12 protein-coding genes and 1 pseudogene are annotated in these 12,676 nt (G+C 39.8%); all 13 read right to left on the reverse strand.

Translation table 11 applies throughout. The features are described from left to right. Positions 1 to 15: 15 nt before the first annotated feature. Entirely contained in the window at positions 16 to 993 is a 978-nt protein-coding gene (locus MH215_RS03545; RefSeq protein ID WP_239288168.1) for a hypothetical protein, read from the reverse strand. Between the two features lie 17 nt (positions 994 to 1,010). Next, a complete protein-coding gene (locus MH215_RS03550; protein WP_239288170.1) occupies positions 1,011 to 2,144 on the reverse strand; it encodes a hypothetical protein in 1,134 nt (377 codons plus the stop codon). Between the two features lie 163 nt (positions 2,145 to 2,307). Then, the gene (locus tag MH215_RS03555) at positions 2,308 to 2,724 is read right to left on the reverse strand and encodes a hypothetical protein (protein WP_239288172.1); all 417 of its coding nucleotides are present in this window, start codon (positions 2,722 to 2,724) and stop codon (positions 2,308 to 2,310) included. Positions 2,725 to 3,035: 311 nt separating this feature from the next. Further along, a pseudogene (locus MH215_RS03565) lies at positions 3,036 to 3,819 on the reverse strand (hypothetical protein). Positions 3,820 to 4,058: 239 nt separating this feature from the next. Next, on the reverse strand, positions 4,059 to 4,805 hold the full coding sequence (locus MH215_RS03570; protein ID WP_239288174.1) for a hypothetical protein: 747 nt from the start codon (positions 4,803 to 4,805) through the stop codon (positions 4,059 to 4,061). Positions 4,806 to 4,976: 171 nt separating this feature from the next. After that, positions 4,977 to 5,399 carry a hypothetical protein gene (locus tag MH215_RS03575; RefSeq protein WP_239288176.1) on the reverse strand — a complete coding sequence of 141 codons (423 nt, stop codon included), beginning with the start codon at positions 5,397 to 5,399 and terminating at the stop codon, positions 4,977 to 4,979. Positions 5,400 to 5,410: 11 nt separating this feature from the next. Further along, positions 5,411 to 5,860 (reverse strand): tetratricopeptide repeat protein, encoded by a 450-nt coding sequence (locus tag MH215_RS03580; protein ID WP_239288177.1) that lies wholly within the window; start codon positions 5,858 to 5,860, stop codon positions 5,411 to 5,413. A gap of 15 nt (positions 5,861 to 5,875) precedes the next feature. Beyond that, positions 5,876 to 6,028 (reverse strand): hypothetical protein, encoded by a 153-nt coding sequence (locus MH215_RS03585; RefSeq protein WP_239288178.1) that lies wholly within the window; start codon positions 6,026 to 6,028, stop codon positions 5,876 to 5,878. Positions 6,029 to 6,870: 842 nt separating this feature from the next. Next, a complete protein-coding gene (locus MH215_RS03590; RefSeq protein WP_239288179.1) occupies positions 6,871 to 7,326 on the reverse strand; it encodes an immunity protein YezG family protein in 456 nt (151 codons plus the stop codon). Between the two features lie 14 nt (positions 7,327 to 7,340). Next, positions 7,341 to 10,250 (reverse strand): DNA/RNA non-specific endonuclease, encoded by a 2,910-nt coding sequence (locus MH215_RS03595; RefSeq protein WP_239288183.1) that lies wholly within the window; start codon positions 10,248 to 10,250, stop codon positions 7,341 to 7,343. Positions 10,251 to 10,319: 69 nt separating this feature from the next. Continuing rightward, positions 10,320 to 10,796: a DUF4280 domain-containing protein gene (locus MH215_RS03600; RefSeq protein ID WP_056695786.1), complete on the reverse strand. Its 477-nt coding sequence runs from the start codon at positions 10,794 to 10,796 to the stop codon at positions 10,320 to 10,322. Between the two features lie 37 nt (positions 10,797 to 10,833). Next, a complete protein-coding gene (locus MH215_RS03605) occupies positions 10,834 to 11,403 on the reverse strand; it encodes a hypothetical protein (protein WP_239288185.1) in 570 nt (189 codons plus the stop codon). After that, a complete protein-coding gene (locus MH215_RS29185; RefSeq protein ID WP_239288187.1) occupies positions 11,400 to 12,671 on the reverse strand; it encodes a pentapeptide repeat-containing protein in 1,272 nt (423 codons plus the stop codon). Before MH215_RS29185 ends, MH215_RS03605 begins: the two co-directional genes overlap by 4 nt. Positions 12,672 to 12,676 lie beyond the last annotated feature (5 nt).

Here is a 12,676-nt window from a genome sequence, read left to right on the forward strand (position 1 = left end):
TGTACTCCTCCTCTCTTATTGAAATAGTTCTCCATGTTGATTAGGAATATATTCAGGGTAATTCTTACGATAGAATTCATCTACCATTTTGAGCAGTGGGTCTAATTCAGGATACGGTTCAGGGTCATGTATATTCATTTTGGCTTCAGGTGTATTCATGAGAAAATCATCAAAGTGCTCCGGATTAGGTAGTCCTCGTTTTTTTCGTACATGAAGTAAGAAGAGAATTTCATAGGGGTAAAACGCGTAATCGAAATCGCCGAACTCCAGTGACTCTCCTAACTCTGAAGCCAAAGTAGAATGATGATCTGACATCTTAGCGATTAACTGTGTGATCTCATCCAGATCAGGTGTATTCCAACGATCCAACACTTCTCTATAGATACCAAGTTCCTCTGGAATCAAGTCACAACGCTTATCCCGATCCTCTAATGTTGATCTGGCAGCCAAATGAACATGATCGTTAGTTCCTAAAAGCGTTTTGTTAGTGTATTGTAGATACAACTCTAGCAAAAACCAAATATGTTGTTTCCAATCATTGGCCTCCATAATGTTCTCTCCAAAATAATCCTCTATAAAATTAAAGAATAATGTTTCCTCCTTCGCCCATCCATACATATTAAAGTGAATTAGCGCGATTATGTTGGACTCAAAAGAATAATTGATCAATTTCATTTTCGGATAACGATCTTTATAAATATGTCTACACATACATTGATATAAAGTAACTTGCTGCATTTGTTTTAATCCTATAGAACTGTTATTACCGTTGATTAAGACTTCATTTTTCCATACAGATAGCCAATAGGAGGAGATTCTATACAGATTAATTAAAAGAATATGATCTTTTTCAATATCTTGACTTTCTACTATTGGAGTATTTTCACTTTCAGCTTCTTCATATTTCAACTGAACTTTATCTAAAGTTGATTTATCCGCGAAATTTTTAACATACCTTTTATAAGCTAATTGTAGTTTTTTTGAATTTAACATTCGTTTCTCCTTAAATATTATTTAAGTGCTTTACTCCAGTCTTTTACTTTCACAATATCTACTCCAAATCCAACTTTTGTTTTTGAAATATCTGTTTCTACTCTAACATACTCAAATTCCAAACCTGGATTTTCCTTTAACAATTTTTCGTATCTTTCATTAAAATCAGAATATCTGGAATCTTTATTTTTCAACATATTTTCGAAGTAACCTTCCCCTCCTAACTTCTGATTTGTAGAGTATGAAAAGCTTCCCCATTCCGATGTCTTGGCCTCAATCATCGTTAATTTAGGTGGTGGGCCTTTTGATAAAAATGTCCCATCTACTCCATTTCGGCCAACTTGGAATAAATCTGAAATATCTTTGCCTAAATTGTTATCCTTAGCAATTTGTTTGGCTACTTCTTCTCCAAAGTCACCTTTATCATGATGATAATATTTTGAATTATCTATTTTACGCTCATACCCTTCTACATTGGATAAATCATACTTGTGACTAATATCATCTGGTGTATCCAGCCTATTGGCCAGCTTACTTCGTTCTCGTTTTAATTTCTTGAGTTCTTCTTTGCTTGCCCCTTCTTTTTCTCGTTTCTTAATTTCCTGATCTAAAGCGTCAACTTCTTTTTTGATTTGTTTCTGGCTTTTTCCTTTTGATTTATTTTTCTTGCCACCACCACCTGTGCTACCCACAATCATCATGGCCGACAATAATATATTCGAATCCGCATAATTACTAAGCATATCTATTGCGGCAGAGAACATCGCATCCGACATCAAATCTGCCATCAGACCATGTGTGAAATCAGTTGCTTTCGTGAGCGCGTTCGCAAGCTTCGGCGACTTCATCATCAGAGCATCTAGTTTGCCTTTGAGCTTGTTCGCTAGATCTGCTGGACTGAAGTTACTGGCAAGTCCCTTCGCCTTGGTCATGACTTTACCGAGTGCACCCGAGATCGCATCGCCAGCTTTATTGGCGAGATCACCGATGGCCTTCGCAACTTGACCTGCCTTATCTGCAATCTTCGTGGCTGCACCTACGACACTGTCGACCACTTTGTCCGCTTTTTTAACTAGCTTGGCGCCTTTGATGGCAAACTTGGCACCCGTTGCTGCCCAGCCTACGAACGGGATCGCCGCGGCAGCGGACAACGCCGCGTTGGTATAGTCCCCTCGAGCCGCATAAATTTCACTACTTAAAATTTCAAAAAAAACATTCTCCGATTATTAAAATAACCAGAGAATGTTGATGTGATGTCTAAAACCAATTGTCTTTATTAGACTTAGAATATCTAAATTAAAACTAAAATTTTTTTTAACTTTTAAAAAACTCAAGATATTTAGGATCCTCATCTTCAAAGCATCTGCCTTCAGACTTTTTAAATGCAAAATTAAAAAAATCTCTGGCTAGATCAAATTTTCCTAATTCAAAAGCTGCTTTTGCCGAAATAAATTCTTTTGTTCCTGTATCAAAACGCATGAAACCTGTAATAAATATTTTTTTTGACCATTCATATGCTTTATTGAAATCTTGCAAAAGAAATAATGTATCAATTATATCCTCTACCAAATGATAACTTTCACTATAGATTCCTTTTGGTTCTGGTATTAGTTCCCATGCCTCTTCAAGTAATACAATAGATTCTTTTTGCTTACCATTATGAAATTGTTCATTACTCTCATTAATTATTACTTCGAATTTTTCTTTAATATTTGCTTCTAACTGAGCCATTGTCTACACTCCTTCAAATGAGTCTTTAATCAACTCATAGTATTTTTCATCTTCTTCTGAGAAAATCACATACCCTTCTAACATATAAGTTTTAAAAGATATTCCTTTGCTCTATTAATTTCTCTACATTCTGCTAAACTCTCTCCAAGGTCAAAATATGCATCACCTAATGTAGTATATATACATGTACTTGCTTCCTACACGTGCTTAGGAACAGGCACCAAATTCAAAGCAGTTAAATATCTATGTACAGCTTGATTCAGTTCCCCTTCTTCTGCATGAACATCGCCTTCATTGCACAATGATACGATCTACTTCCTTAAATACTCTTTCCACTTGCTGTTCGGATTAAAAGTAACTCCCATGTTATCTCCAAAATTTGGAACAGCAATCACTTCAGCTTTATTTAAATATTCCATAACTTCTAACCATCGTTCTAACAGATGCTCTAAATCAGACTCCCAAGGATCGTCGACAAGATCAATTCTTATTCCTCCCCAACTTAATTCTTTAATATAGGCTGGGGTATTTATAATGACATTCTTTCTTACCAAACATCTCTAATATATCTCCACTCAAGTAAGTTCTCATTCCCAGACCTAGAGGTCCATTAGGAAAAAATTTTACTGGCACAGGATATGAACTTAAATTCATCCATTTATGAATTCTTTCCTTTTCGGTATGCCATGGAGTTACTGCTTTCCAAGATATATGAGTTACTCCATAACGTGGCTTTACTATTTCAGCAATTTGATCTGATAACTCAAAAAAATCTCCCCAATACTTTCTATTCATAGATTTATCAAACGAAAAATTTAGAAAAGATCGTAAGTTAGCATGTAAATCAAAGTAACCTGAATATTTGGTCATTTTATCACGTCGAAGATGTACTTCTGCTATTTGCGGCATATCATAAGTCGCTTTTTGTATAATTTCATCACGATTATAAATTGCACGAGTGGTTTCACTATTCCCCCAAATAGTTGGAATAAAGTGTTCCTTGCATTCAAAAGTTCACAATAAATGATCTAAAATCATTTTCTCTCTTAAATCGACGGTTGGATACATTAATATGTTGAACAAATTTGGTTTCACTATTATTCCTGCCACCTTATTATTTATTCTTTAGATTCAAAGTTTCTACCAGTAACCCCATCTAATTAAATGACAGCTATCATCCACAATTCCTGATAGATCTAACAAAGACAAATCAGCCCCCTTGATGTCCAAATTATCTACTTTCTCATTATGTTTAATTGCTTTCTGAATTTTAGTCAGTACTTCTCCCTTACACTCATATCTTTTTAATCCCTCCTCTGGTTCTCCTACAAAATTCATTTCTTTCGATTTTTCCAGGATATATTTGGACTAAATGTAATACCTCTAAGCTGCTCATCATATTCCGGTATAGCTAATATTGATTTTTGTTCAAGATACCCCATCACTTCCTTGAAATTATAAAGAACTTGAGAGATATCCGTTTTCCAAGGCTCATCATCTAAATCAATACGTATGCCACCCCATACAGTTTTAGTTACTTTCGCCGGTATATTCTGTATAAAATAATCCCCGAACAAATCCTTAACTTTGCCACTAAAGTATGTCCTCATGGCAACTCCAGCCGGCCCACTTTGTACAAAGTCTACCGGAGTAGGCTGGGCACAATAATCCATTAACAAGAAAGTTTTTTTATATTCAATGTCCATTTTTTCTGGTATTGGCCAGAAAACATGAGCTACCCCATAGCTTGGCTTAATAATCTCTGCAAGTTTATCTGATAGATCAAATATATCCGACCATTGAGAAGGAGTTATCTTACTATCGAATTTAAAATTCAAAAAAGATCTTGGACTCAACTCTGTTGAAAATCTCCCCTCAAACTTGTTGGAATTATTTCTTCGTAGATATATCTCAGAAAGCATCTGATCCGAAGAAACTTCATTGATAAGAGTACCCCGATCATACTGATATTTGGACTTTTCACTGTTTCCCCATAAAGTTGGCATAAAGTACTCACTAGTTTCAAAAACATCTAATACTCTGTTAAGAGTCTCGCCTTTAATGGCTACAGTAGGAAACATTCTAATTAGAAAAAACTCCGGTTTTAATTCATTTTTCAGATTAAACTCCTCCTTAAAGATAAATTGAGAATTTGTACTCCTCCAAAGAAACGTTTCTCTTAGCTATGTATGTATACCCATCTTTTATTTTCCAACCTAATAGGCAAACCTTGTTGTTCAAACATCAACTTTTTAACTCTTAAAGAACTTAAGATATTTAGCATTCTTTGGACTCCCAAAACATCTACCTTCGGATTTGTCATTGGCAATCCTAAAAAATTCTTTTGCTGTCTCTAAATCTCCTAATTCAAAAGCAACTTTTCCTGAAATAAATTCCTTACCGCCGGAATCTATACGATCAAATCCGGTAAGAAATATTTTATCTGCCCATTCTTTTGCTTTTTTAAAGTCGTTTTTTATAAAACAAGTATCAATAATATCCTTTACCAAATGATAGCTTTCTTCAGAGTAAAGACCTTTTGGTGAAGGGATTAAGTCCCATGCCTCTTCTAACAAAAAAATGGATTCATCGTAGTTAGCATCCTTGAATTTTTCATTACTTTCATTAATAATATTTTCAAATTTCTCCTTGATTTGCGGTAGTAAAGTAGCCATTTATCTTCCTCCTAAATCATATCTAAAATTGATCCAATATATTTATCATCTTCGTTAAAAAAAATTTTGTATCCTTCTAACATGTAGGCTCTTAACAAATACTCCTTAGCTTTCTCGAGCTCCCCACACTCAAACAAACTCTCTCCAAGTCTCAACAAAATGAATGGGTTTGAGATTCCATTAGGGCAGTTTAACGCATCATAAAAACTATTTTTGGCATTTTCAAAATCACCAATATGAACATAAGTATCTCCTAATGCGGTGTAAATCCAAGTACTTGTAACCCAGTCACTTTTAGGTAGCGGAACCAACTCCAGTGCAGTTATGTAACTTTCAATCGCTTTAGAAGTTTGCCCGTTTTCAACATGCTTATCTCCTTCTTTACATAAATGCACAATTAAGTCATATACTTTTCGTTTATTTCCAATATTTATACCTCCTAAGTAAAAAAGTGTATACACCCCTGTAACATTACACTAAAGTAATTTCTCTACCTCTACTTTCACACCTTCGTCAAACGTTGCATTGAATGAAAGATCTATTTCTGCAATTTCTAAACCATCTAAGATTTCTTCATTCATAATAGCAGTTTGGATTTCATTCTTTATTTCATCCAAAGAATTACTCATCGTGGTATCCTGCCTATCAATTATTTTTCAAGAAAACATCCCATTCTTCAGAAGGTCCAAAATCAACCCAATCACGATCTTTCGCTGAAAACAGGGGTTGCCACCACATTGGATGAATTCAGGTAATCCATCACCTTCATCTTGATTAGACCATGTAAGATTGGACTGCCAGACTAAATGGGCAACACCAAAGGTAGGTCGATATATTCTAGCTAATTCAGCTGATAATTCAAAAAAATCAGGCCATTTTTTTTGAGAACGCTTTTCCTACCGATACACTAAAAGTGGACCTAATATTAAATGAAAAGTCGACTCTCCATTCAACTTACTTTTTTTATCCCCATAAATATATATATTCGAAGATAAACCCTTCTCCAATCACTCCAAAATCTCTTCTCGATTATATTCAAGTTTAAGTGATTCTGTATCACCCCATAGCAAGGGTTGGAAAGCTTCACTATTTTCAAACAAGGATACCACTCGCTTAGCAATTTCGAGTTTATTCTGATCAACTGCGGGATACATAATGGTATTAATTGGACTCATTTTATTTTTCAAGGTATTGTCCTTCAATAACGTTCACTCAGTTTTAGAGACTTCCAATCCAACATAGAAAATCATGGCCAGAGCCTTTTGAAAAATTCCACTGCTTTCGCTCAATATTTTTTTTGTGTACTCTGTATACCCTTACCAACAAAAAAACCACAGTATAGGCAGATAGCTCATATTGTGGTTGTTCATTGAATTGTTATAATTTGTAACAGTGTCACACTTACAAAAGTATGTCTGAATTTAAGCGAATCATGGTATACCAATTTATCAAAAATCACACTGAATTAAACTCATAAATGTTTACTTTTAATTTCTTCAAACCATTCATCAGCAAAGTCATCAGCTGTTTTTAATTCATCATTTGTATGCACTAAATCATATTTGTATTCAGCCTGAAACTTACCATTCGTAGCATTATATATTAATTTCATCTCTGTTGGCATCTCCGTTTCATATTCATTGCACAATTTTTCAATATTTTCAATATTTTCATTTATAATTCTTAACACCATAAACTGTCGTTCTGTAGTCACATCATAACTTTTGTCCGCATCTTCCAATGCATCATTTACCTTATGACACTCTACATACTTGTTATTAATCATATAAAAGAAACTACTCGATATCATACCTTCTTCACATGAAGCGTAGATATAAACTTTATCTGTTCGATCTTCAACATACTCCATACATATATCAATCATATCTGCCTGAAATTCACTAAACCGTTCTTCAAATTCTTTCATACTCACACACTCCCTTAGTAATTTTTAAATTCTGCACTTCCTGGCTTACCATCAATAGTGTATTTCACTATAAATTTATCTGGCCTCAGATTATTTCCTAAATAAACTATCTCAACATCAACGGTTACCTTCTTAGGCGGTTTCTCCTTTAGAGCGTCAGCCCATTTATTTTCAAGTTTCTTAAATTTTTTCTGATTGACATCTGACAATTGTGACACCAAATTATCAACTTTTGGTGAACCTCCAAATCTATCACCTGCTAAGTGCCCTGCTTCGTCTTGTCCTTTTATTTTACCTGGTGTATTTCTGCTGTGAGATAACCTTTCAGTTCTCTTAGTTAATTGTAAACTATCTGTTTCGAATTTAGTAATTCTACCTTTACCATCTGTTTCATAAAAGTAATCATATTCACCTGTTTTATACCTAATATTAGGCTTTAACCTATTTTTCCTTCCATTTGTATATTGTTCATTTTCGCCAACCATTGTTTTATCTTTACTTGTTGAGTTTTCTTTCCCCGTCCCATCAGTACCATCTTTATCCTTCTTAGAGTCTGATGACGACGAATCCTTCGGATTATCTCCCGTTTTCCCTTTAGATTTGTCTGTTTCCTGATCCTTCGGTTTAGGTTTGTTTGGTTCATCCTTGGTTCTGTCTTTCGTCTTATCTGTGTCTTTCGATTTATCCTTATCCTTGTTACCTGAATCCTTATTTTTCTTGCTCTTATCCTTATCACCAGAACCTTTATTATTGGAAGTAATCCCTTGGTTCTGATTCTTCTTGGACTTGCCACTTAGCATACTCATCAGAATCATGGCTTTAGTTATCGTATCCGAATCGACGTATTGGCTTAGTTGCTCCAAGCCATAATTCATCGCTTCACTCATGAGTAGATTCTGCATGAAGCCTTTGGCCATGCCGCCCGCCATTTTAAGTCCGTTTTCAAGCATTGGCGACTTCATCATCAGAGCATCCAGCTTGCCTTTGAGCTTGTTCGCTAGATCTGCTGGACTGAAGTTACTGGCAAGTCCCTTCGCCTTGGTCATGACTTTACCGAGTGCACCCGAGATCGCATCGCCAGCTTTATTGGCCAGATCACCGATGGCCTTCGCGACCTGACCTGCCTTATCTGCAATCTTCGTGGCTGCACCTACGACACTTTCGACCACTTTGCCCGCTTTTTTAACTAGCTTGGCGCCTTTGATGGCGAACTTGGCACCCGTTGCTGCCCAGCCTACGAACGGGATCGCCGCAGCAGCGGACAACGCCGCGTTGGTATAGTCTCCTCGAGCCGCATAGATGGCTGCATTGGCAAGGTCTGCGACCTCACCGACCACCGGAATCATACCAACAACATCCAGTACGGTCTGAGTCACATCCAACACTTTTCCCCAGAAGCCCTTCTTCTCCTCTTCGGGTTCCTCTTCCACCTGTACCTCAGACACAAATGGCGCTTCTGGTACTGGCTCAAGATCCTCCACGGTTACAGGCATTTTGATTAGGCCATCGAGCAGCACTTCACTGCCCTTCAGGTCGGTCATGCCATCCAGAATCATACTGCTGTCTCCGCACTGTAGGAAAATAGTTTCCTGTGCCTCAATCCCTATCTTCTTCTCGCTCTCAAGCGTAATCTCCTGCCCACCGGATGCTACAATTCCGCTATTACTCTGAATGGTGACCCCGCCGCCGTCCAGTGTAATGAATAGACTGCCTTCTGTCGCAATGAGAGACATTTCCGAATCCGTCATTTTCATTTCTTTGCCATAATTCGTTCCCCAGCTCTTCGTTGCTGGATCTGCGGTCTTGGGAGAAGGCTGACTGCCCCGACGCACAGAACCCATCGCGAATGCGTCGCTCTCTTGACCACTAGCAAAATACACTTGAACAGCCGAGCCGGATTCTGGCATGCTGTAGAATCCACCGCCATCTCCGGCATATACAGCCGAATAAGGCATCCAGCTTGCTTCCGCTTCCGATTGCGAGGCATCCACATCCAGATGGACTTTTACCGTGTCTTTGGTAACACCGATAATTTTGCCTTCTAGTGCTGCTCCGGCAATGTCATCGTTCCTGATTTCATTTTGCCGAATGCCACTTTCTGGACTAAGCGTAACCGTATGTCGAAGCAACCCTCCTACCGTTTGGCTTACACAAGCGGCTACTTTCAGCTCCTCCTCGTGGAAGAGCACAGTATCTCCAAGCGCCAACCAGCGATGGGTATCTATCATATAACTCGTGAAGTCTTTCTCCGTTACGCCCGTAGCACCTACCGACCAAGCTTCTTTCAACGCCTTCATATCTCTCCTTAGCGTATATGCTTGGTCTGGCAGTTCTGTATACCGCCCATCTGGCACGCCAATATACAGTTTAGGAGAGTCAGCCGATATTTCCGGAATGATCGCTGCACCGAACCGTGACGCGAGTCGGCGTAAAAATTGCCAATCTGTCTCTCGATATTGCAGCGTCAAAGCTCCCAGTTTCGAGCTTCCACTCACATAATCTATGACATCTGATTTCGGATAAACCTTCAATACCTGCCGAATGACGTCCTCACAGTCCTGATCCTTGTTCTGGAACGAACGAATACGAGGTTCAATGTCTAGCAGATATGAGTAAGACACTGCCTCCAGCTCCAATATGTATATCCCTTGTACTCGGCGGATGCTGACATCCAGTACAAGTCCTTGGAACAGCTTGCGAACTTCCTGCCCCTGTTCTCCGATCTCCACCAACGACACGGTCTCATCTTTGGCGAGCCGGTTCAGATCCTGATCCTGATGTTCCTCTGGAATAATGCCTTGTAGATACAAGCGGGCATGTTCTCCTGCACTCCGCTCGATCCGCAAATGTTGTATGTTCTGCAACGTGTAAGGAGATATACATCGGATATTCCCCATACCCACTGCCGCTTCCACTACACTCATCGTCTCACTTCTTTCCTAGCAATGTCAGCACACGGAAAAAAGGTCTCAGCTATAGCTCTAAGATGTTCATTACCTGATGTTACCGCCAAACCCGGTTGTGCCGCCTATGGAAGACCCTCCAAGCTCTTGACCATCATCTTCAATCTGGATGTAGCCTCCGTGGAGACACATATTCATGCAGGTGCTTAACAGTGCAGGTTCATTCTCAATGAGCACATCTGTTTTGCCCTCCATCCATGGTGTAGAGATGGAAGGAATACAGGGTGCCTTCTGGACACCTTCAATATCGAATTCGCCCGTCTGCACGACAGGATTCAATTGACTGGTACAGTTACCAAACGGCATAATGTGAATCATCGGTGTTGCATCGGCCACGTTCAGTTGTGCTTTTTCCTTTAGATGCACGCCATGGCTGTAAGGTATTTTCAATCGATTCAACTGTGTACCACAAGAACAACTTAAGATCGCTCCGGCCACAACATACGTTGGGCCTCCAGCCCCTTCATCCACCACATCCGGTCTTGTTGCTCCAATCGCTTCAGCCATTGATTTTCCTCCTCCGCTGGGTTTCACCCAGATGATTTTATAGACTCAGTAAACGGTTCTCCCCTTCAACCTGATTCACACGTTGCAACCGCAAACCAGTATAGTCCCTTCGTAATATTGCTTCAGCCAGAGCAAGATTCACCAATATCACTGTTTCTTGCAATCGTTCATCCGCCAAATAAATAATCGGCCAAGATGTGCTCCTTAATTGATCCGCATCAACTTGAAGCACATTTAACTTGCCACTATTGTCAAAGGTACTGCTTCGAGATAGAGCATTCAGACGTGGAGGCACCATGAACCAATACGGATGCAATTGCTGTCTTTCCATGTCCATCAATCCAACCAAACGAAACATGAGACGCGGGGCAAAGGTATGTAACAGGCGTTTAAGCTCATCCGACCACAATGGATAAGGGCGTTCAATCAGATCTACAGCTACAGGCCTTCGATTCGGACGGATGGTAAACTGTAGATTCGATTGTTCGAGTTCATTTAATTGCTCGCCTCTCATCCACTCAGGCTGAATAATACCTTTGACTCCCATGGGCTCAATCGCTCCTGTTACACGTGTATCCTGCATGACTTGGAACCAATCGTCCCTCATACGAGCTTTCCTCCTCGCCCTGAGCTCTTCTCCAATAATTGCGCTAACTGTTGATCCATCATGCCAGCCATATGATCCATTCCTTCTCGTATCCGTACTACCGGGCGATCCAGAATGCGGCAAGAAGTTCCAAAATCCATTTGCGCTCTGTCCAAACGGGAACCTGTGAAATCCACTTTAGATACATCTGTACCTCGAAAATCCGTATCAGCCAAATTGCATACGCCAAACACGGTGTTTTCAAACGATGCTTCTCTAAAATCGGCTCCTTGAAGATCTGCCAGTATAAAGTCAGCTTCTCTTAGATCCGCCCCTGCGAAGGAAACTGGGTTGAATCCAGGTGCATCCCAGATCTCTGGATTAGGCATCCCCTGCCTTGCTTCAATTCCATGAAATAGAGCGCCAACCATCCTGCAGTTTCGGAACCGAGCCCCGTACATCTGGCTGCCATTCCAGCGAGTGTCCGTTAAGTCACATTTTTCCCACACCGTGTTTACCAGATTGCTATTTTCGAATTGACTCCCGCCAAACGCAACATCGCGAAACGCTGAGAAACGGAAATCCATTCCACTGTAGTCTCCTCCGGCCAGATCCAGATGTTCTAAGGCTGCATAGCCATATACTTCTTCTGTTCTTTCAGCAAGCCACTTTCGAATCTCGGCTTCATCCGCAGGTTCAGCATCTGTTTTGTATACCGACTCACTGACATCCAAATATTCACCTACACGTACTTCAATAGCAGGACACTTCTCTAGATGAATAAATGATTCGCATTGCACGGCCTCCGGCATCGCTTGGTGGATCAGATGAGTTACATAAGCATGTCCATGCTCTGCTTCTCGTAATAACAAGCGTTCCAGTTCTGGTTGTGCAATGGAGCCTGTATAGGAAGATCCCGGTCGCTCCAATTCCTCCTTCCAGCAAGCCAGCATAATATCCAGGTAGCCAAAGGCCCATGAAGCATCGTAAGCTCCCTCAATAGGATAGGGATCGAATAACCACGTTTCGTCCGCAGCTTCGGTCAAATAGAGAGCCTTCCCTTCTAGCAATTGTGTTCGAAGTAGAGAATACGTGAAGTGTCCCACCGCTCCATGTTCACCGATGTTCTGCATGTCCAGTACCAACTGGCACTGCTTGGCAAAATGCCGAATAAATTCTTCTTTCAGTCGTTCGCGATTCTGCTGATAGACCTGCTCCCATTGCAGCATCACACGATTCCGCAGAGGTATTACGATCTCTTGCTTGAACTGCTCAAGCGCAGTAGTCACGAGCA

The sequence above is a fragment of the Paenibacillus sp. ACRSA genome, from assembly GCF_022346845.1.
In the GTDB taxonomy this organism is placed as follows: Bacteria; Bacillota; Bacilli; order Paenibacillales; family Paenibacillaceae; genus Paenibacillus.

Bases quoted from the DNA above. Each gene is read 5' to 3' on its own strand.
- MH215_RS03585 (WP_239288178.1), bottom strand. From the start codon at position 6,028: ATGAGTAATTCTTTGGATGAAATAAAGAATGAAATCCAAACTGCTATT.
- MH215_RS03600 (WP_056695786.1), bottom strand. From the start codon at position 10,796: ATGGCTGAAGCGATTGGAGCAACAAGACCGGATGTGGTGGATGAAGGG.
- MH215_RS03595 (WP_239288183.1), bottom strand. From the start codon at position 10,250: ATGAGTGTAGTGGAAGCGGCAGTGGGTATGGGGAATATCCGATGTATA.
- MH215_RS03575 (WP_239288176.1), bottom strand. From the start codon at position 5,399: ATGGCTACTTTACTACCGCAAATCAAGGAGAAATTTGAAAATATTATT.
- MH215_RS03605 (WP_239288185.1), bottom strand. From the start codon at position 11,403: ATGAGGGACGATTGGTTCCAAGTCATGCAGGATACACGTGTAACAGGA.
- MH215_RS03570 (WP_239288174.1), bottom strand. From the start codon at position 4,805: ATGTTTCCTACTGTAGCCATTAAAGGCGAGACTCTTAACAGAGTATTA.
- MH215_RS03590 (WP_239288179.1), bottom strand. From the start codon at position 7,326: ATGAAAGAATTTGAAGAACGGTTTAGTGAATTTCAGGCAGATATGATT.
- MH215_RS03555 (WP_239288172.1), bottom strand. From the start codon at position 2,724: ATGGCTCAGTTAGAAGCAAATATTAAAGAAAAATTCGAAGTAATAATT.
- MH215_RS03545 (WP_239288168.1), bottom strand. From the start codon at position 993: ATGTTAAATTCAAAAAAACTACAATTAGCTTATAAAAGGTATGTTAAA.